Source organism: Caballeronia sp. SL1002, from assembly GCF_057814995.1.
The window spans coordinates 103,772-124,722 of sequence record NZ_JBYMUW010000006.1; the positions used below are offsets into that span (position 1 = coordinate 103,772).

Sequence of the window (20,951 nt, forward strand, 5' to 3'; positions counted from 1 at the left end):
GACCGTGCCGGGTAAAGACTATCCTCCGTATTGGCCTGTCTATCTGGTACGCCCGGGTACGATGCCGATAGGTCTCCGACACATCCCAGACCGGACTGCTCCAGGCTACACCGGCAAAGGGCACCGCGGACCTGGCCGCGGCAATGAGCGAAGCCTGATTGATCAACCAGTTCGCCGACGGTGCGCCAACCGCGCAAGCGGGTGCAGCCATCGACTTACGCTTTTTTTCGAGGCTTGCGAACATGTTCGTCGACCTCCAGGACCACCTGCGCTACCGCGTAGATAACGTCATCGAGTTGTATCGAAACGCGCGACCCGTACCTGATCCGACGATGCTCGCGGCTAGCAATAAGTTCGTCGAACACCGCCTGATGATCGGCCTCTACGTAGGGCTGGAATTTTGGGCACAAGTAGCAGGAGAATGGCGGATCGAGCGTGCACAGATGCTCCTGTCCGCATGCACCGATTTCAATCGGCCGCACCGCGGACACATCCCCTGTGAACCGGATAATTTTCTGCGGGTCGGAGCCATTCACAGCCCAACTAGGAGACGGTACCAGCGTGCCCCGGAACAACCTCATCAGCGGCCCAAGCTTCAACGCTGCGGCCTGATCGAGAATTCTGGTCAGTTGCCTTCCTTTCAGCGCGTAGTAGACCCTCACGTGCTGAGTATCCGAGTGATCGAGCATGACAGCGAGCACTTTTCGGGACACACCCAGTTCGACCATCGTCGTGGCGAAGGTGTAGCGCAGGCGCCGTGGTGTCAGTTGCAGCGACCGCAAAGTACGCGGTGAGACCAGTCCGGCTCTCAACGAGAAGGATCGGACCAGTTGTGCAAACTGTTGACTTGAGATGTGGTAAGCGTATTCGCCGATATCTGTGCCGGCGAGCCAACTGTCTGGCCGCCTTCGCATGAAGATCGGCCTTGGGCAGCCTCCGCAGTCAATGGACGCGTTACTCGCAATCAGATCCCGGAGCAGCTTCGCCAGATCGTCGCTGATACGCTCCTCTACGAAGACCTGACGGGGTCCCATGCCAGACTTCTTGATGCGCGGAATGGACAGCACCCATTGAGGCGGCACGTCATAGCCCTCGACGATGTTATGAAGGTCAGTCTCCCGAAGCAGGCAGAAGTTTGCTGGATTTCTGCCAAGCGCCAGACAGAGTGCAATGGCCGCGCGCTGTAGGAGGCTGGATCGGGTCATCGACTGGTCATCGGCCAGCGCCTTGCGTAATAGCGTTACCTCCGTATCACAGAGCGGTCCACAGTCCTCGTCTTCCAGTTCTACAGCCAGGCGCGAAGGTTGGCCTGGAACCCATATTTCGTTGAGCTCTTGCGCAAATTGGTGATCGAACCCCAGGCAATGCAGCATTTCAGCCGACCACAAGTACCACAGACGCAATCGATAGAAGCTCGACATCGCCTTGCGGGCCCGCAATACCTGAATAGCTTTGACTACGAGGGTGCACAAAGCTGGACACAACCTGTCGGGCTCGATGATGGTTTTCATCTCTTGCCAATGCGCGCGCAGTTCTCCGGACGATGCATTTGTATTGCGTCTACGTCCGCTTATAGTTGCCGCCGTCTCTGATACCGCGTTGGCAACACTCGCGCTTGCTTGTTGGGTGAGCAGATGTACGGCCCATCTCCTCAGTGCGTAGTTCACGATTGGATTGGCGTCGGAGAAGTCGGCCCAGTCGATGGACACATGATCTGTAACGGTATTGAGTCTCCAGCGCGATTCAGTCATGCTGATACGTCGGCCGTCCCGGTCAATGACAGAATTTGGCAACGTTGGAAGGTTGAACCGGGCAAGCGTCGCGGCCAGCGCGTGGTTGACATCACCGTTCGTCACCTATGTCTCCTCAATGCGTTTTGGCCAAAGAGTGACGTCTGATAGCGTAGGCTGATCTCACGCGATTCCTGTCGGATCGCTGCTTCGATGTAGGGCGCCACCGAGCCAGATGAACGCCAGCCAAAGAAATACATCATGTCCTTGTCAATGCGGTCTTCATCCACGCCGTTTCGCTGCGCCGTTGCACGGAAGTTTGTAGCACACGTGCTTCGCAGACAGTGGGGATGCAGGTCGACGAACTCTGAGTGAACGTGCCCCACCTGCGCCAGTAGACCATTCACACGCGCTAGACTCATCGGCTGCCCGTCGCGGCTCAGAAACAGATAGGGACTTTTGTTCGCGCCAGGAATCATCCGCCGCACGCGGCAGATGTATTCGTTCAGATATCGGGCAAGCGACGTGTCGCACGGCAAATGCCGCGACTCGGTTTTGACCTGTGGTTCATGCCTGCGCGGATCAACTGGATCGTCGGGCGATCGCTCGACCCGAATCTCGGGACTTGCTCTGGAAAGAAGGCAGTCAGATAGCCGAAGCTTGAGCAATTCGCCGCGCCTGATTCCGAGCGTGACGAGCATCAGCACTATCAGGAAGTTGCGATTCCAATAGGGCTTCTTCCAGGGGTTTTCATTGCAGTCGGGACGACAAACCTGCAGCAGCCGTTGCAATTGAACATCCGTGAGCGGCTCGGTGTGCACGGCAGTCGGTAGTCGTGTTCGCGCGGCAGTTGCGAAGGTCCGTCTTATGACTGCCAGTCGCTCCCGAGCATCGGCGAGTTCCTGGCTGCCTGGCGCCGTCAATGCAATCGCGCGCTCAAGATGCCAGACGACGAAGCGCAGTACGACATTGAGCCGGAACACTACGGTGTCGGGTGCGACAACCAGTTTGCGAACCTTATCTGCTGCGCCGAAGTTGCGACGCAGGAACGGGTAAATCCTGCTGACAATTTCATCTGGGGTGAGTCCGTCCCCTGAGACAAGCCGCATCTCGAGGGGAAATGCTTCGATGCACGCCCATTGCCAAAACTGGCCCAGTACATAAAGCGTTTTGACAAGGCTGCTGACAGCTAGCCGTGGGCGCAACCGACGGATTACATAGTTGTTGATCCATGCTATGGGCTGTCGATATCCATCCAGCAATATCGGCAACCGTTCTCCGTCTGAGTGACAAACTAAAACGACATGGAACTGCGGATGCACGATTGCCTCCCCCAATGCTCGACTTCAACACTAGAAGATGTTTACATTTTTTTCTTCCCTGAGAACCGCAAACCCACCCCCGGCGGAGGTTTCGAGAATTTCGATTTACGGTAACTGATACCAACAAAACAGTATGGGTCGCCGCGGTACACCTACGGTCAATGTTGCTGGTTGTTTAGGTCGCTCGAATCCATATAGACAAAGAAAAACCCCGCACAAAGGCGGGGTTGATCTTTACACTTTTTGGTTACGCAATCTCAGAACGGGATGTCATCGGATTCCGAAAAGCCACCGCCGAACGATTCCGAAGGCGTCGGCGCCTTGTTCCCTTGTGGGGCCGGTCGATTCAACGGCCGCGAAGGCTGATGCGACTCGAATTCATCGCGTTGGGCGCCCCGCTCGCCGCGATCACCACTAGGCTTGCCGCCCAACATTTGCATCTGATCGGCAACGATCTCGGTCGAGTACTTTTCGGCCCCGGCTTGGTCCGTCCACTTGCGTGTGCGGATTCTGCCTTCGATGTAGACCGACGCGCCCTTATTGAGATATTTGCTTACGACTTCGGCGAGACGCCCGAAGAACGAAACGCCGTGCCATTCTGTCAATTCCTTCATCTCCCCCGACGACTTGACCTTGTACCGGTCGGTGGTTGCGAGCCGGATGTTGGATACTGCGTCGCCGCTCGGAAGATAACGGGTCTCAGGATCTGCGCCGAGGTTGCCGACGAGGATCACTTTGTTTACTGATGCCATTGAGAAAACTCCAACTCGCATTTTTGCGGTCTCGTCTACCTGCAATGTGGCCCGTCTCCGGGGCCGGCATGTTCCCCTCGCCCGAGGCACAACTCGACCCGCGGCTCTCCTCGGATCTCCTTTCGCTTGGTGACTTACCCCATATCCTCCTTGATACCCTGCACCGTCAGCAACGCGGCGCCGACCAGGACGATCATCGCTGGCGAGGCGACGCTGTTTCGCGACGAGGGGGACATCGTCGTGCAGTTTCATCCAGCGTTTGACTTTGAGCTGCGTGAAACAGCGGTCGGTATGAAGTTGATTCCGGCTCTCTCGCCGCACTGGGCCGTCACCCACGAGCACCGCGGATCGCTGACGGATGCGATTGCGACAGCAATTCGTTCGGCGCGATCTGAGGTAGCGATCGAAGGCGAACCCGCAGACGCTCCGCGCGGCAAACAAACGTGGTCACAGGTGCAGCGTTCGCAGGTCGACCATACGGTAGTGATTGAGAGTGACGTTCGCTCCCTAGAGCGAGTGGCAAAGGCGGCACTGCCGAGGCGGCACGAACGGCCGCAGTTTGGCGTTGTGAAAGAGTGGGGCGAGAAGGCGTTTCCGGACGGCAAGCGACCCGGAAGAACCTACGAGTCATTCTGTCTCACGCTGCTCAATCGCGGCGAACTCATCTTGCTTCAAGGCGAGGGGCTTCGCGATGCGATCGCCGAAGCCCATTGCGCTGCACGGGGCACCGTCCCATGCCGCAGTACTCTACAAAAGCCACCGACCGTCTCTTCCTTAAACTTCAACTCGACGAAGTGCGTAGCCGCAAAGCCGCTCGCATATCGCCGACGTTCGCCGGCAGCGCCCTTGTTCGCATAGGCACGCCACTCGAGCCCAAATACAAGCCGCGCGCCCTTCTCTCCCGGAATCGGTTCGAAATGCATCGCAGCGCTCACATCGACGGCACGACGGTGGCCGTGAGCATGATCACCTGGAAGGTTTTCGCCTTGTTCCATGCGCCCGACAGGCCAGCGATGCCGTTGTTGCTCGCGCCGTCATAGTGATTCGTGACCGCGCCGTACAGCACAATGGTTTGGCCGTCCGAGAGCGCGATCGTCTGATCGTCCTTGCTACCCACGATGTCCGGCAACTGAATCGTCTGGAGGCTCGTGCCCGACCCCGCGCTGATCGTCTGGAACGGACCATTGAGCTTCGAGTTGTCGCTCCAGTACGAAAGGATGATCTGGTTGTGGTCGTTGACGGACGGAAGAATGTTCACAAAGTCGCCGACCGTGACCGATCCGGGCTGCAAACCAACTGAACCGCCCGATGTACCGGTCAACGATCCAGTGCCGGGCGTGGTGGACGCGAGATAGCCCTTCGTCTCGAACGACCCGACCGAAACCGGCAGACCATTGAGCGTCATCTTGGTTTGGGTGTTGTCCTGAACCGTCTTGCCATAGGTGTTGATGCCGCTGATCACCGCGTTCGTGCCTTCGAACGGCGAACCGGGTCGCAGCACCGACAGGCCAACTGAGCCTGCCGCCGTCGCGAGCGAGGTCGGCGATGCGAAGCTGATCGCATATTTCTGCAGACCGTTCTGGATCCTGTTGAAGATGACGTCGGCGCTGACACCCGCTTGCGATCCATCGTTCACGTCGAATTGCAGCGTGCGTAGTCGCCAACTTAAGGGCCGAAAAATATCAAGCGGCGCGGCGAAGGGTAACAAGAAGCACTACTCCACTTGTCCTCCACGCGACCTATGCAGAGGGGCTTGCTAAAGGTGCGTGGACCTCAATGCGACAGGCTGCAATCGTCCTAGACATTTCCCGACAAAGAATTGTCGAGGCAGAGGCTGTCGCTGCACTCCCCAAAGAAGTGACCGCGCTATTTGCTGATCACCAACTTACAAGAAAGGTTGGGCAAGAACTGCTGCACATAATCGCCCTCAGAGGGGAGGAAGCACTAAAAAAGGCGGCACAGGAAGCAACGAATTTGATCCCCCGATTGCCACCTAAGCAACTTCTAGCACGGCTCGCCGGAGTGAAGAAAAATGGCGTTGATCTGAAAGTTCGAAAAGCTGGGGACCGCTTCGTTATTGAATTGCACTGCGACGCGGACGCAGGAAAACTTGACGTGAAGATGCACATGCTTGTCGTTTGGGCAGAGAAAGTATTAGGGCAGATTCGCCAGACTTGAAAGTTGCACGCGTGCTTTTTATCGCGACGATGGTCCGCGGTGATTGCTCCGCAAACGCCAGATGGTCGAAATTCCCGTGCTCGCGGATCCGACGGTCCACATAAGCTCTCTTCTGGATAAAGCGCCTGTGCTAACCCGGCCTGAGGACCACACCTATAGGCGTGGTCTCAACTTACGAACGTAGTCTCAAGGCCGGATGGACGTGGTCCTGATTTGTCCTAGAAAAGTAGACTTTGGCACCTGAACTACATCTATGGGTCGTAGGTGAACCATAAACGTAGTCTTGCCACTGTATTTTCGTATAAAAATCAGCCAGTTACGCGACGTTAACGATTAGATTAGATTTTTATACTCTTAGATTAGAATCGTCCAGAATTTTTGCCGACAAGCATCCGCTGAGTCTTCTACGCTCTCTTGCAAGGACAGTGGACCTTCAAGCGGACCCTTGGTCACACCTCGTGGGCACATTTCTACGGCCTAAAGACCACATTCATAGGGGAGATGCATACCTCGCCGGTCTTTTTATGGCAAAAGGACTACGTTTATAGGGCTCTTTCTCTGGGAGCGCCCTATAAATGTAGACCTGAGACGGACATTCGTACTACCTCTCCGTATAGACGTGGGCTTCAGGATAGGCAACCGGCCGCAAGGCGGACACCGCGCCTTTTTCGAATGAGATCGCGGCTTCTCTGTGATCGAGACCAGGAGAGCCACAAAGCCGAATCGACCCATAGCTGTAGTCTTTGCGGGGAAGAGTCTCATTTCGCCGGTGGGACTCGTGAATTTCGTCGATCTCGCAGTTGTTGCCACCTTCCAACAACAACGATCGGTTCCAAAGACTACGTTTGTAGGGAGTGGGTGCGCCTCGACGAAGCTAATCTAGGCGACCCAGCCAGCCTGTCAGCTGCCAAATCCAATCTTCGCTCTCTAGAGGACTACGGTTATGGGGGACCATATGGGGTCCTTTCACGCCGGAGTCGTTGAAGACTACGGATAATTCTTTGACATGGGGCTTAAAGCGAAGCATATTACCGCTCATAGTGTGGCGGAGTGTCTATGAACGCAAAAAACAAAAAAATCAATCGGGCTTCTATGGGCGAAGGCGCGGACGAGTCTCAGGTAGCGGCCACATCGCAGGAGATTGTCCAAGTAGTTGATTGGGACAATTCTGACCAGTCTTCCCTTGCGCAGATTGGAGGTGATGTCGCCGATGTGCTCACCGCTGAGGACGAGGCCAAGCTGCTGGAACGACTCTCTTCAGGCGACATGACGCGGTTTTATCTCAGTAACGAATCAGAAGGTCGTCGTAACTTCCAACAGAGTCTCGACCTCTTCCGAGAAGGAACGCCAATTGTCCAGATTAAAGAGGAACTTCTTCTAAAAAAGGTCAGCCAGAGGGTCCGCTTCGTTAATCCGTTGAAGTTACTGCAAAGTAAGCTTCACAACGCCCTCATTTTCGTCGCTCGCCCGACGATGACGACGCAGCAGGTGTTTTCGGTGTCGTTAGATTATTTGTCGTGGCTCGTCGATCACAATGTGAACGACTATTCCTATCTGAAAGAGTCGTTGACGGAGATGCAGCAATCTCTGATGCAAATTCCGGACGGCGATCGGTGGTTCTCGACCCAGATGGTCCAAGACGTTTTGATTGAAGGAACTTCACTTCACTACAAAATTCCAGCGTTTCTTCTGAAACTGTACGCGGCTCCGGATCGTTACCACCATGTTTCCATGCGCATGAACGCGAAGTTCAAAAGCAAGTACTCGTTAAGTTTGTATGAGCTTCTGCGGGAAAATCTGTGGCGTGGTGAGACTGGATACATGACTCTCAACGAGTTTCGCGAACGTATGGGTGTTGCCAGCGATGAGTACCTTGAATTTAAGCGACTGAGTATGCGCGTCATCCAGCCCGCCCTTACAGAGCTTGAGTCCTTGGGCGACATCTTTGCAACCGTGAGATATGGCCGGGAAAAGCGTTTCGTAACATCGTTGAACTTCGTTATCGTTCAAAATCCAAAGACTCAGTTGGCGCTCGAGGGCGCGTATCTTGATCCTGCGAGGTACAAGGAACTCCGAGAAGAATTTGCTCTTAATCAAAAGCAGGTTAAAGAGATTGCAGAGTCTTTTCCGATCGAACGCATTGAGGCAATTGCAGACGTTCTCCTCTTCCGCTACGTCTTGAATAAGCAAAAGGCTCCGGTCAAAAATTGGTTGTCGTTGTTCAAGAGCGCTCTTCGTGACACGGAAGATCGCTACTTATTGACGAACAGCGAGAAGGCGGAGCTGGCGGTCTTTAGGGAACGTCGCCAACAGGCAGCTCAATTGGAGGATGCTCAGCGTCGAGAGGAGGCAATTGAGCGGAAGAGAAACGAAGCACGAAAGAGTCAGACCAATCAGATGGATGAGTATTGGAGCTCACTTCATCAGGAAGAAAAACAAACTCTCTGGGATATGTTCCTGGGCTCGCCCGAGGGTAAGCACTTTCGACAGGCTAGGAAGATCACGCTCGGAAGCGCGCCCGATGTTACACATCCGCTAGCACGAGCAAGTTTTGTTGATTTTTTAAAGCGTACTGGCCGACTTTGATAAAAATAATATATAAAAAAGTCGGATGCTCGAAGGCGTTTGAGGTGTGTACCCGCCCGACGTGTCGATGCCTAAAGCCACCATTTCTTTTCGCTATCAATCCATGCTCGGATCGTGCAAGTGTCGGTAAAAGAAGCAGGCTAAGTTGCGAGATCTTGGACGACTTTTTTTCTCGACTCAGCGCCAACTAAGGGCGGCTACCACGTGGTAGAGGGCGTCTGGACTGTCAATTATCGTTCGCCAGTCCGCAGCGTCCTCTGAGACTCTATCCGCGCTACTCACAATATTGCCAAGGCGTTTAGGCCCTCCCCAAATCCGTATTCATATCTGACACGGTCGGGCTCGTATGTCGTTGCCATCTCTACCACGTGGTAGGTCATATTGTTCAGGCTGGTAATTTGAAGGGCCAAACGTTGCCACTACCACGTGGTAGCAGCGGCAACGGTGGAGTCCCCGAGACGTTTTGGTGAAGTCTGGTTGATTTAGCCTGATGACGTTTGGACATTGCCGAGAAAAGTTAAAGTGGTTTCTAGATTTCCGCGCGAACGCCTACTAGAATGGCCATGAGCAGGAAAGTTTGGAACTTTACAAATGCATTCAGCATAGGAGTGCAATATGGGTTTAGTGATTGCAATTGCAAATCAGAAGGGCGGCGTGGGGAAAACCACAACGACCATGAATCTGGCCGGCGCCTTTAGTGCTGCGGGTTACAAGGTTTTTGTTGCCGATGCGGATGGGCAGCAGTCATGCATGAGTTGGGCAGCAACCGCTGACCCGGCTACACCACTTCCGTTTAGAGTCGGCGCTGTTCGCAAGCTTGAAAAAAATATCGGTAACGAGATTGGGCGGTTGGCCGACGACTATGAGATTGTCATCGTTGATTGCCCGCCGAATATCGATGACCTGACAACGGGGCGTGTGCTTGCTGTGGCCGACGCGACAATTGTGCCGACTAACGCGTCTCCACTGGATTTGTGGAGCAGCGAAGGGATGATGGCGCTCATCGAGCGGACACGGGTACATAACAGCCAGGGCAAATTTGCGATCCTGGTAAGTAAGTCTAATTCTAAGACTTTATTGCATCGGCAAATGAGTGATGTTCTGCAGGAAAGCAATGTTTCTCTATTGAAAACTAATGTCCGCCACCGGGAAGTCTACCCTCAGGCTGCGGCTCTCGGCCGCACTGTATTTGATGTCCGCGGTGTGCGCGGGGTAAAACCTGCGCGAGTTGAAATTAACTCGCTCTACGAGGAAATCGTTGAAATGTTGAATGCGGAAGATGATGCGGGGATGATTGCTAATGGCTAAACAACTTAACTTGACAAGTCGTGTTCGTGCAGGGATGGCGGTTGAACGAGAATCAGCAGAAGCGCGGTTGGCAAAGAACGATGTCGCCGAAACCGCGCGGCGCGAGGCCGTCAACGTTATTGGAAGAGCGGCAGACCTTCTTGCGAAGCCTCAGGGGCGATTCAAAATCAAAGTCGCCGATGCGGTGTCGAACCCTTATAACCCGCGTTCCTTCTACAACGCTGAATCTATTGAAGGCTTGGCGCATAGCTTCGGGCAAGAAGGGCAATTGGAAGCGATTAAGGTCACCCGGCTACCGGAGTTTCCTGGGAAATTTGTGATCATCGATGGAGAAAGGCGACTCAGAGCGGCAAAGTCTCGCAACGATGAATTTATCGACGCTGAGCTTTGTGAAGAGACACTGGAGAAGCAGGCGCTCTACCTTCGAGCTTATCGGGCCAATAAGGAGCGCGATGAGCAAACAGTGTTTGACGATGCGATTGCTTGGAAAAGATTGCTGGACGAAGGGATATATCGCGAATATGCGGAGTTGGCAGCTGCAGTGGGAGAGCCGCCGTCACATGTAAATAAAGTGATCCTGCTTAATAGTCTGCCCGCTCCGTTTTTGATGCAGATGGCGCAATTTCCAAAGTCTGTCGGATTGGCGCATGCCTACAACCTTAAGCTCATCTTAGAGCGGGCGGGACAGCCGGTAGCGGAGCATTGGCTGCAAGAAATCCTTGAGGGGAGAGCGAGTGTTAGGCGACTCGAGCAGGTCGCGGCTGCGGACGCGCCGACCAAGCGAGGTGGGCCTCGGCGCACCCATTATCAATCCCGCGTTCAATTCAAACGAGCCGATGGCATCGCGCTGGGTGAGTTAAAGCTCTTTGGAGATGGTCGCACGGAGCTTAATCTCGTTGGAGTGCAAGGTGAAGCCCAGCAGCGGTTAGCCGAGCGGATGAAGGAACTTATCGAAACATGGACTAAGGAGTTAGACGAGTGAATTGGTTGCTCAACTTCTCGATTCAGTAATCAGTATTTTTATCACCCTATCAGCGTCTTCGCCTGGGCAACAGCTAGCGTCGATTGCTTGAAGTTTTCGGAAACTCGATATACTGAATTAACCTTTTCCCCCGCGGCGCGCGCCGAATGCGCGAAGGTGATTGAGTTCCCAGTGTTTGCGGTGACAGGAAATGACAGTTTTCTGTCCGATAACTGACAGATATCTATTAGACGGACGGTGGGGCAAGGCGGGTTCTTTCAAAGTGCCACTTATCTGACAGTTTTCTGTCACAGGGCAGCGTTGGGATATCTCGACAACGTGAAAGAAGCAAGCGTTCGTGATCAACGTTCAGCCTCGCAATCAACACCCCGGACAGGGAGAACGGGGGAGGCGGAGGCCGGGTGAGCAATAATGCGTCGTCTTCGGCAGAAGAGGGGAGGGCCGTCGTTTTTCTTTGCCTAGAGTTTCGTCACCCTGCGGTATCAGCTACGACGGCATCGACTAATGCAAATCAACGCGTCACACATCTTGGCAGTTTTGACGGCCACTCTCTTCGGTTGCTCAACGGTCGAGCCGTTGAAAAACTCAGATGGAAAAGCTGAGTATTTGATTGAGTGCGGTGCTGCAAGCGGGTGGAGTGTTTGTTACCGCCGAGCCAACGAAACATGCCGTTCCAGCTACGAAACCATTTCGGAGGTCGCCGGCTTCAATAGGAAAGAACTAAGAATCGCATGTTCCGCGGCGGAGGCAGAACGAGAAAGAAACGGAAAGTAGCTGGCGTCGTCAAACATGAGCGGGTCGCGGATAGACAAGCACGCGTGTTCAAGTTCTATGGGCGATTGGGCGAAGTGGCTCGAGTGATCGCATCAGCAATTGCTTTTTGCAGAGAGCGATACTTTTCAGTATATGGATGCTGTGGCCCAAGCCGCTTGTTGGCACCCGCGACCACGTCTTCAATAATTACCAGCGCCTCCTTACTGCGGCCGAGACTTTCCAGTATTTGGGCTTCCAGATGGCGGTGATTGAGTGTCAAAGGATGATCCGGGCCGAAGGCGGAATTGGCGAGTCGTTTCTCGATTACATCTTCGATGATGGTCAACGCCTCCTCATGCCGGCCCAAGTCCTGCAGGACATCAGCATGCACATGGCGGCTTAGAAGTGTGGACGGGTGATTAGGTCCGAAAGCGGTATCGGCGATTCGATTCGCGACCACGTCTTCGATGATGGCCAACGCCTCCTCATTGCGACCCAGGTGTTGTAATACTTCAGCCTGTACACGGAGACCCGAGAGTGTCCAAGGGTGATCCGGGCCGAAGTCTGGATGGCGTATTCGTTGCGCGACCACGTCAGTGATAATGATCAACGCCTCCTCGTAGCGGCGCAGCTTTTGCAGCACATCGGCCTCCACATGGCGGCTCGTAACTGTTCTGGGATGATGCGGGCCCAGATCGGTACTGGCTTTTTCTTTCGCCAGCACGTCTTTAATAATGATTAGCGCCTCCTCGTAACGGGCAAGATCTATCAGTATCTCGGCCTGCAATTTGAGGCCCATTAGTGTTTCCGGATGATCCGGCCCGACGTCAATATTGGCGATTCGTTTCGCCGTCACGTCTTCGATCATTGCCAAGGCCGCTTCATAGCGGCCGAGGAAGGCCAGCAGATCGGCTTGCAGATGGCGGCTTGCAAGTATTGCTGCGTGATCGGAGCCGTGGTCCATGTTGGCTTTTTGTTCCGTAGCCACGTCTTCAATGATCGCCAACGCCTCTTCATAGCGGCCTAGATTTTGGAGCACGTCGGCCTGAAGATGGCGGCTGGCAAGCGTTGTTGGATGATCCGGACCGATGTTCGAGTTGGCTTTTTGTTTTGCCACCACGTCTTCAATGATGGTCAATGCCTCCTCATAGCGTCCCAGAGCCTGAAGCACTTCAGTCTGCAAATGGCGGCTTGCAAGTGTCGACGGGCGATCCGGGCCGAGGTCGGCATCGTTAAGTACTTCTTTCGCTACGACTTCTTCGATTATGGCTAATGCTTCCTGATAACGTCCCATGCACTGCAGCAGATCGGCCAACAAATGGCGACTTGAAAGTGTTGCCGGGTGATTTGGGGCGACACTGTATTTACCTTTTTCTATCGCCACCACGTCTTCGATAATGTCAAACGCCTTTTCATAGTGGCCCATATTTCGAAGCAACGCGGCCTGCACATAGCGGCTATTGAGTGTTGAGCTATGATCCGGTCCGATCTCCAGCCTCGCGCTCTTTCTAGCTACGACGTCTTCGATGATCGTCAATGCCTTTTCAGTTTGGCCATGCTGGTCCAGCGCGGACGCCTGCAAATGGCGGCTTGCAAGTGTCGACAGGTGATCGGGGCCGATTTCGGTGTTGGCTATTTGTCTCGCGACCACGTCGTCGATGATAGCCAGAGCTTCCTCGAAGCGACCCAAACGTTCCAGCGCCTGGGCGTGTTGATGACGACACTCCAACGATTGCAATGCAGAGTTTCCAAGATTTCGTATTAGGAGATGCTCTGCATCTTCTAGCATCACTAGTGCGACGCGGTAGTGCCACCGGCTCATCAGCCCGCGCGCCTCGCTTAAAGTCGCCAATGCGATGCGAATGTCATCCGCTTTTGCCGGTGCCAACCACGATGTGCTCTGGATCTGCTCTAGCGCATGGCGGAACGGCAGACCGGTCTGTCCCTCGGCTTTCATCAGGGCAATGAGGTCGCGAGCCAACTCTCGCCGCTCTTTTTCGTAGGGGTTGAGGCATTCCGCCGCGATGGCATAGCTTCTCGCGACGGAAAGGCCTGCGGCTCGTTCTTCTCCAACGGCCCGCCCGATCGCCCAGTGGGACTGCGCGAGGAGGATGTCCGATATGAGGAGGCCTTCCGACTCGATCCAGCCGCTCATAACCCGTTGCGCCAATTGGTCGTTCCCGTCTTTCGATTCCCGCTTCGCTTTTTGCACTGCGAAATCGGGCAGCCTTTCTTCTAGTTCGGCGATCGCTCGCTTCGCGTTAGCAGTTTCTTGAACTTGATCGCGCAAATCTTCCTCAAGCCGCCGTTTCTGGCGTTCGAGCAGAGCGATGTGAGCGGTGTCACTTTTGCGGCGTAAGCGCCACCATAGAGCAGGCAATATGCTGCCAGCGACGAAAAAAAGCGCCGACCAAAGTGGCGTCGCGATCGAGATGAAATTGGCTGCAGGGCCCACCTTATCGAATGCGTCCCACCATCCGGCAGCCCACGGGGGCACCCACGAGGGAAGGCTGGACGTTACGACCACAACGGATCCGGCGATCGGCGGCATATCGAGCCTCCCAAAACAGCCCGCGATGGATCGGTTTCGCCGAGCGGGCAAGGAGCAGGCGAGCACCGCTAACGCGCTCAGCGACCTGTTGATCCGTAGCGCTGCGCGTCAGCGCGGACCATAGAACGGATGTTTGCGACTTGTATCTGTTGCCGCGTGAGCCGGGCCAGAATTGACCTTCGTGGTTAAGCCTTTGATGATGGGCGACACTTCTCCAGCGCGACCCAAATGCGTCAGCAGATCAGCCTGCAATTGTCGGCCTTTACGTGTCGACAGATGATCAAGGCCAAAATCGGGGTGAACACTTGCTTTCTTTATCACATCGGAGATGACGGCCAGTGACTGTTCATAGCGGCCCAGCTGCCGCAGCACCTCGGCCTCCAGAAAGCGGCTCGTAATTGTAGACCGGTGATCCGGGCCGAAGTCGATCAGGGAATTCAACTTTGTCACCACGTCGTCGATGATCGCCAACGCTTCCTTATAGCGGCCCAAATGTCGCAGCAAATCTGCCTGCAGATAGCGGCTGGAAAGCGTTGACGGGCTATCCGGGCCAAAGTGGGTATGGGATTCTTCTTTTTCCGCAACGTCTGCGACGATGTCCAACGCCTCCTCGAATCGGCCCAGACGCCACAGCACGTCGGACTGTAGACGGCGGCTTGTCAGCGTCGATGGATGATGGGGGCCGAACGCGACACTATCTGTTTGGGTTGCCACCACGGACTCAATAATGGTCAGCGCCTTCTCAAAGTGGCCCATGTCTTGCAGAAGAGCAGCATGAAAGTGCCGGCTATCGAGTGTATCGGGGTGATCGGGGCCAAGGTCGGTGTTAGTTATTTGCTTCGCCGCCACGTCTTTGATAATGGATAACGCCTCCTCACGCCGACCCAAATGCTTCAGCACCTCGGCCTGCAGATAGCGGCTTTTGAGTGATGACGGGTTGTCGGGCTCGAGGTCAGCATTAGTTTCTTCCTTCGTCACCACGTCGTTCACGATTTCTAACGCCTCTTTATAGCGGCGCAGATTAAGCAGCACGCTGGCCTGTAGATGACGACTCGCCAGCGTCCCCAGGTGATTGGGCCCGCGCTCGGTATCACCGATTTGTGCGGGCACCACGTCGTCGATGACGCCCAAAGCCTTGTTGTAGCGCCCCAGACATTGCAGCAGGTGGGCCTGTAATTCGCGGCTCGCGAGGGTTGTTGCGTGACGGGGGCCGTAGTCGGTCTTGGCTGATAGTGTCTCCACCACGTTGTCAACGATCGCCAGCGCCTCCTCGAAACGGTTCAGTCTCCCTAACATCAAGGCCTGCCCATGGCAGCTCGTAAGTGTGATTGGGTGCTCCGGTCCGAAGTTGATATCTGCCGTTCGTTCTGCCACCAAGTCTTCGAGGATGTCCAAAGCTTCATCAAAGCGGCCGAGACTTTCCAGAACAAAGGCCTGCAGATCGCGGCTCGTGAATGTTGGGGACCAATGCGGTCCGAAGTCCTTTTTCGCAATTTGTTTCGCCACCACGTCTTCAAGGATAACCAGCGCCTCCGCATAGCGGCCTAAACATAGCAGAACAAGGGCGTGTAGATCACGGCACTCTGCTGACTGCTGCGTTGAAATGCCTAAGTTCCGTATTAAGTGAGGCTCGGCCTCCTCGAACATCACCAGTGCAACACGGAAGTGTCCGAAATCCATTAGCCGGTGCCCTTCTTTAACAGCTGCCAAGGCCAAGATAATCTCGTCGGCATTTGCTGGGGCAGACCACGATGCGCTCCGAACCTCTTCTAGGGCCTCGTGGAACGGCGGTTTCGTCTGCCTCTCGGCGATGGCAAGCGAAGCCAAGTCGTGGGCGAGTTCGCTGCGCTCCCTATCGTATGGGTTGAGGCAGACCGCGCTATTGGCGTAGATCTGTGCAACAGACAAGCCCGCTGCGCGGTGCTCTCCTACGGCACGACCGATAGCCCAATGGGCCTGCGCAAGGAGTATCTGAGATACGAGCGCGCCTTCCGACTCAATCCACTCATCAATAATCCTATGAGCAAAGTAGTTGTTACCGTTCTTGGTCTCGTGCTTCGCTTTTTCCAACACAACATCAGGCAATCGTTCTTTTAGCTCGCCGTTTTCTCGCTGCACCCTTGCCGTCTTCTGAACTTGATTGCGCAGATCGTTCTCTAGACGCTTTTTCTGCCGCTCCAGCAAAGCAATATGGGCGGCGTCGCTTTTCCGACGAAACCACCACCATAAAGCAGGCATGCTTCCCGCGACCAAAAAAAAGATCGACCAAATTGGCACGATCGAGAAAAAGTTGGCGGCAGCGCCCGCCTTATCGAATGCGTCCCACCAGCCGGCAGCCCACGAAGGCGCCCACGAGGGAAGGCTGGACGTTACGACCACAACGGATCCGGCGAGCGGCGGCATATCTTGCCTCGAAGAGTACTAAAACCTATCAAATTGCTGACACGATTGCTACGTCGTCGGTTTCGCCGGGCTTTCTACGGCGTAAAAGAATTATTTCGTCCACCCACCAAGGCCGGCAACGATAAAAGAACTCAAAATCCAACCAGCCAGCTTGTGAAAATAGAAGTAGTATCGCGCTGGACCGCGGATATCGATTTTGTAATTCAAATCCCGAAGCTTGATCAACGGGATTAGCAGATCAAAACTGTAGGTTAACCCCAGAGGCATTTTGAACTTCTTTGACTCAGGCGTTCGACGAAAAACCATGGCCCCAACCAAGATCAAAATTAATGTCCATATTAATGCGAGCCATAAGCGATAGCCATATCCAATCAGGTATTTGGAGAGCCAAAGTATGGAGCATTCGGTCATATCGTTCGCCGTACATGCATTGGCTAGTTCGCGGTCCTTTAGGGCGTAACCTATCAGACTTGCCGATTCGCCGTCGCCGTTCTTAGCCATAAAGTCAATGACCGCTTGATACGGTTGGATCGAAAACGAATTCGTTGAACCGAGGTCCAGCCACGTTATAAACCAAGACGCGACATCCCGCGGCATTGCGAATAGACTATCGTCGCCTTCAAAAGCGAAAGATTCGTATTTTGCGTTTGTCATGTCAACACTACGAGGCCAAGCTTGGAAACTATGCGGGGATTGGATATTTTTTAAAGTCGTCTGGCGCATTTTCAGGGACGACCCACCTTTCCAGCGAGTTGTAGCCGAAATTCCAAAAGTACCACCAACAGTTGTCAACAGGGCGTCCATCGAGTGGAGGTTACTTTCCTTGATCATCCAATCACCAGAGATTGAATTTGATTGCACATAGAAGGGCGAGTCCGTTGTCAGCCGATCAAATAGCAGTCGCTTCGTCGCCACCGAGTAAATTCGAGATACCACCGGTACGGACGAAACTTGCGGAGCAAGGGTGCCCGCAATACTAACATCGTGAAAAGCAAGTTCTCGGTCGATAGTTGAGTTGGACATTTCAAAATACGTAAGTTTGGCGGACGTTAAATTAAAGTCAGAAAAGCTAGAAAAGGCTATAGAGATATTATAGTTTTTGATGTCGCTAAATAGGACGTCGCCGGTAACGCTCAGGGCTTTAAAATCTGCGAAGCCGTCTCCTTTATCCCCGTTGATGAAAACTAAAGCCATCTGCCCGCCGATTCTTACATTTTCGACGCGCATATTAACCTCGGCGCCGTTGACGGAAAGATCATTGGTTAAACTACTGTTCTTAATAACTAACGCGGATTCGTATTCAATTGGCCAGCGGGTATTCCAGGAACTTGTCCAAAACGCCGCAAGGCCCCCGATTTGCGAGCTCGGAGGAGATCCCGAAAGCCGCTTTACTGAAATCCCACCGATTTTTGAATTATTTATAACTATTGTTCTGATTTTCGAATTTTCTATTTCCAAATAACCGTTGGAGTCGACCCATTCCAGATTTATACCTTCAATTAATGAATCGATAATACGAAGTCCAGGTATTGATGTGCGGATTAAGTTAACGTAGGTGTCTATGCTTACGTAACGTAATACGATAGGTTTATCTTTTAATGTTGACGAAGTCGCATTAAATAAATCTGTTAAAAAACGACGGGAAAGCCGTCGGCGTGGTGATTCCTCGTTAAGAATCGGTTCGGAATTAGCGCAAATCTCGGTCCATACCTGGCGCTCATCATGAGACCAAAAGTTTTTTTCACCGTTTTTGCAAGTTGTCGTTTGCGCGGGGAATGCCAGTTGCGTGTTTGATAAGAGGAGAACGACGAATACAATCGAGAGCACAGCGGCCCGACGCCATACAGTGGCCCACCCGAATCCAGGGACTCGTTTGGGAGCGGTAAATGTGTGCATAATCTCAGCCCCAAAAATTCCGTCCACATTGCCGCTTGAATAGGCTCGGTGACGCCTCAGCCTAGACTGCGTATCGTTATGGACTTAAATAAAATGTTTAAGGGGCATGAAGCAGCGCCGTGCTTCCCCACCGCAGAGAAAATATCAGGTATTGGCAAATTCGGGCAGCGTTATAAAATTGCTCTCCGCAGAAACGCCTCTGCTTCCCGATACTGACGACCCAGTTCCGCAGTGGCGTAGATCGACGTAGTATCCAACGAGTCGTGCCCTGCAAAATTCCGCGCACTTTCGAGGCTCATACCATTCGCGAGCGCATGAGACACGAACGTGTGGTGCATCAATGTGGGGTGATTTCAGTGAAAGCCCGCGCGTGAGGCGAGTCCCGCGCAGGGCCACGGCGGTCGCCGTCGCAGAAAATAGTTTCACGGCCCGATACAGCGACACGTGATAGATAGGTTGGCCGAGTGGGCGAGGGGCGGCAAGCGCCTGTTGCTCGTCGGTGCCGCTTACGTCCGGCTTGCGGCGAACTCGGTCAATGTCCTGATTACTCGGTAACGCAGGAATCCACGCAGTCCCGACCGGACAGTTGAGGGGATATGCAAACAGTCATGCCTTGCCGATTGCCATCGCCTGATATTCGTTGAGCCGAGGTGCTCAAGCAAAGAGCCGTTGTTCGAGCAGACTGCTGCATCGCCTGGCCATCACTGAATAAATCCACACTTGCGTCAGAGTCGCCGCCAAGAGAAGACTGCACACTAGCCCCTGCAGTCCCCATTGCGAGATGGGCAGGGTGCGAGCAATGACCCAGCACGCGGGAAAAGATTCTTTGACAACCCAACCGAAAAAACTCGCTTCGGCGTAAGACACGACCCCCAACGTCGCCAGTGTCCAGTTGTCCAGGTCGTTCAGTTTTTTCTTAGGGAGAGGCCGAAGCCATTTCGAAAGTTGGCGCATGACGAGCCCTCGACGATTCAGTCATACGAATCTATCGTTAAGCCGTCAACCAGACAAGCGTATTTGTCCGTCTCGCGCGTGGGAGCGATTTATTGAGCAGTGTCGGGCTTCTGCGGTTATGGAACAACGCCGCCTCGCGCGACATCCGCTGTTTCTCCGCCTGAACATAGATAGACGTCGTCTGTAACAACGCATGACCAAAGGATTCCTTGCAGGACACAGAGCGGCACGTCCTCAGACGGAGCGTGCGTGCCGAACGTATGGCGAAACGAGTGCGTCGACGTGCCCGCTAGCAATATCATTCCGGCCGTAGTCAGGTTCGACACACCTTTGATCAGACATTTAATCAGCCACAACATTGAAATTGCCATAATCAAATATCGATAGCTCCTGGTCCGAGTCGATTATTAGCGTTCCATTTGGCGTAAATTGTCTACCGATTGATTTTCTTAGATTAGTGAGAATTCCCGCCTAACCTTCGTTTAATCGATGCATAGTTGTCGGCTGCAATGATAGCGACGGAGATTTGGACATCCCGGATCGGTGGCGCCTTGGCGCGCACAATCGTTGAAGGAGTGGGGCATGGCAAATGAAAACTCAGACTCGGAATTGGGCAACAAAGAAGGTGACCCTGGATCTGTAGCCATCAAGATTGTCAATCCGCTGAAAGTGGACCAATTGCGTTTTGACGTCAGGCAAGCGTTTTGGGCAAGCTTCGATGGTCGGATCGACGAAGACGCACTCCAACAATACGAAGAATACCTCCGGTCAGAATTGCCGCAGCGCCTCGTCAACTTGGCGGAGAAATTTCGGCCTTCAATCCCACTCCAACAAACTTTTGGCCCCGATACGTTGCCGTTTTCGACATTTTTTATCGTTGGTGATTTTACGTACGGAAGCTTGGAATTCGAGTTAGGAATTTCTAGCATTGGCCGACTGATCAGGTATTTCTACGATAAACCCGAGCTTGTCCTCTCATTTTTAGAACTTTGTGTGCCGGTAGCGGTTAAGCAAGCCTTCCCCTTGCGCTACGGTGGCAGCAAAATCGTTGTGACGCCTGATAAGCGGATACTCGCGACGGCAGGAAAGGTCCTCTATTCCGGCGACGCCAGGGATATTCAAGAAGTCGGAAGACACCAAGATAAGGCCGCTACGCCTACACAGAGCGTTTCAAAAGCGTCCTGGGCACTCGTCTTCCATATGATTAATGGGATACCGTGGCTTCTTCCGATCCTCCTGGCGTTTGCAGTCGTTTACGTGGCCGTTACATTGGTACTGAGCGAGCGCGAGCGCATCCATGCACGAGAATCGTCATTGGATGCAATTGCGAAGGAACTACGTGCTTCCTATGATGGCCGGATCAAAAATTTAGAATCGCTGACTCTAGACCTTGTCAAACAGCTTGGTCTTCGTGAAATTCCAAGCGCGCCCCCATGTTGCATTTCTGGGACCGTTGAGTCGAAATGCCCGACAACGGCAAAACCCGTTAAACCGGCTAGATGTCCGTGTGGTCGGTAGTTGCGTACGTTTTTTTTC

The 20,951-nt window shown here is 53.8% G+C and carries 12 protein-coding genes and 1 pseudogene; 6 read left to right on the forward strand and 7 right to left on the reverse strand.

Annotated elements, in window-relative coordinates; translation table 11 throughout:
• Window positions 1-215: 215 nt before the first annotated feature.
• The 3 genes from AC3D25_RS30690 to ssb all read right to left on the reverse strand — a co-directional run bounded on the left by AC3D25_RS30690 (window position 216) and on the right by ssb (window position 3,804).
• Window positions 216-1,856 carry a tyrosine-type recombinase/integrase gene (locus AC3D25_RS30690; protein ID WP_488892292.1) on the reverse strand — a complete coding sequence of 547 codons (1,641 nt, stop codon included), beginning with the start codon at window positions 1,854-1,856 and terminating at the stop codon, window positions 216-218.
• A complete protein-coding gene (locus AC3D25_RS30695) occupies window positions 1,853-3,052 on the reverse strand; it encodes a tyrosine-type recombinase/integrase (RefSeq protein WP_488892293.1) in 1,200 nt (399 codons plus the stop codon). Before AC3D25_RS30695 ends, AC3D25_RS30690 begins: the two co-directional genes overlap by 4 nt.
• A gap of 257 nt (window positions 3,053-3,309) precedes the next feature.
• The gene (gene ssb / locus AC3D25_RS30700; protein ID WP_488892294.1) at window positions 3,310-3,804 is read right to left on the reverse strand and encodes a single-stranded DNA-binding protein; all 495 of its coding nucleotides are present in this window, start codon (window positions 3,802-3,804) and stop codon (window positions 3,310-3,312) included.
• A 129-nt stretch (window positions 3,805-3,933) separates the two neighbouring features.
• Between ssb and AC3D25_RS30705 the strand changes: the two genes are divergently transcribed.
• Complete coding sequence (locus tag AC3D25_RS30705; protein WP_488892312.1) at window positions 3,934-4,662, forward strand: hypothetical protein; 729 nt, start codon at window positions 3,934-3,936, stop codon at window positions 4,660-4,662.
• A 73-nt stretch (window positions 4,663-4,735) separates the two neighbouring features.
• Here AC3D25_RS30705 and AC3D25_RS30710 read toward each other — a convergent pair.
• Window positions 4,736-5,479, reverse strand: a pseudogene (locus tag AC3D25_RS30710) (type II secretory pathway protein); the annotation flags it as partial.
• A gap of 101 nt (window positions 5,480-5,580) precedes the next feature.
• Between AC3D25_RS30710 and AC3D25_RS30715 the strand changes: the two are divergent.
• The 4 genes from AC3D25_RS30715 to AC3D25_RS30730 all read left to right on the forward strand — a co-directional run bounded on the left by AC3D25_RS30715 (window position 5,581) and on the right by AC3D25_RS30730 (window position 10,858).
• Window positions 5,581-5,982, forward strand: coding sequence for a hypothetical protein (locus tag AC3D25_RS30715; protein ID WP_488892295.1), 402 nt, complete (start codon window positions 5,581-5,583; stop codon window positions 5,980-5,982).
• A 1,056-nt stretch (window positions 5,983-7,038) separates the two neighbouring features.
• Window positions 7,039-8,568, forward strand: coding sequence for a replication initiation protein (locus AC3D25_RS30720; protein WP_488892296.1), 1,530 nt, complete (start codon window positions 7,039-7,041; stop codon window positions 8,566-8,568).
• Between the two features lie 615 nt (window positions 8,569-9,183).
• The gene (locus tag AC3D25_RS30725; protein WP_488892297.1) at window positions 9,184-9,876 is read left to right on the forward strand and encodes an AAA family ATPase; all 693 of its coding nucleotides are present in this window, start codon (window positions 9,184-9,186) and stop codon (window positions 9,874-9,876) included.
• Window positions 9,869-10,858 carry a ParB/RepB/Spo0J family partition protein gene (locus AC3D25_RS30730; RefSeq protein ID WP_488892298.1) on the forward strand — a complete coding sequence of 330 codons (990 nt, stop codon included), beginning with the start codon at window positions 9,869-9,871 and terminating at the stop codon, window positions 10,856-10,858. The genes AC3D25_RS30725 and AC3D25_RS30730 overlap by 8 nt, the downstream gene beginning before the upstream one ends.
• A gap of 829 nt (window positions 10,859-11,687) precedes the next feature.
• Here AC3D25_RS30730 and AC3D25_RS30735 read toward each other — a convergent pair.
• The 3 genes from AC3D25_RS30735 to AC3D25_RS30745 form a co-directional block, all read right to left on the reverse strand.
• Window positions 11,688-14,162 carry a tetratricopeptide repeat protein gene (locus tag AC3D25_RS30735; protein WP_488892299.1) on the reverse strand — a complete coding sequence of 825 codons (2,475 nt, stop codon included), beginning with the start codon at window positions 14,160-14,162 and terminating at the stop codon, window positions 11,688-11,690.
• A 108-nt stretch (window positions 14,163-14,270) separates the two neighbouring features.
• A complete protein-coding gene (locus tag AC3D25_RS30740) occupies window positions 14,271-16,565 on the reverse strand; it encodes a tetratricopeptide repeat protein (protein ID WP_488892300.1) in 2,295 nt (764 codons plus the stop codon).
• A gap of 90 nt (window positions 16,566-16,655) precedes the next feature.
• Entirely contained in the window at window positions 16,656-18,392 is a 1,737-nt protein-coding gene (locus AC3D25_RS30745) for a hypothetical protein (RefSeq protein WP_488892301.1), read from the reverse strand.
• A 1,605-nt stretch (window positions 18,393-19,997) separates the two neighbouring features.
• Between AC3D25_RS30745 and AC3D25_RS30750 the strand changes: the two genes are divergently transcribed.
• Window positions 19,998-20,933: a hypothetical protein gene (locus AC3D25_RS30750; RefSeq protein ID WP_488892302.1), complete on the forward strand. Its 936-nt coding sequence runs from the start codon at window positions 19,998-20,000 to the stop codon at window positions 20,931-20,933.
• Window positions 20,934-20,951 lie beyond the last annotated feature (18 nt).

What these genes read in the sequence shown, in the direction of transcription:
- ssb (WP_488892294.1), bottom strand. Translation starts at nt 3,804, where the DNA reads ATGGCATCAGTAAACAAAGTGATCCTCGTCGGCAACCTCGGCGCAGAT.
- AC3D25_RS30750 (WP_488892302.1), top strand. Translation starts at nt 19,998, where the DNA reads ATGGCAAATGAAAACTCAGACTCGGAATTGGGCAACAAAGAAGGTGAC.
- AC3D25_RS30720 (WP_488892296.1), top strand. Translation starts at nt 7,039, where the DNA reads ATGAACGCAAAAAACAAAAAAATCAATCGGGCTTCTATGGGCGAAGGC.
- AC3D25_RS30740 (WP_488892300.1), bottom strand. Translation starts at nt 16,565, where the DNA reads ATGCCGCCGCTCGCCGGATCCGTTGTGGTCGTAACGTCCAGCCTTCCC.
- AC3D25_RS30735 (WP_488892299.1), bottom strand. Translation starts at nt 14,162, where the DNA reads ATGCCGCCGATCGCCGGATCCGTTGTGGTCGTAACGTCCAGCCTTCCC.
- AC3D25_RS30715 (WP_488892295.1), top strand. Translation starts at nt 5,581, where the DNA reads ATGCGACAGGCTGCAATCGTCCTAGACATTTCCCGACAAAGAATTGTC.
- AC3D25_RS30725 (WP_488892297.1), top strand. Translation starts at nt 9,184, where the DNA reads ATGGGTTTAGTGATTGCAATTGCAAATCAGAAGGGCGGCGTGGGGAAA.
- AC3D25_RS30730 (WP_488892298.1), top strand. Translation starts at nt 9,869, where the DNA reads ATGGCTAAACAACTTAACTTGACAAGTCGTGTTCGTGCAGGGATGGCG.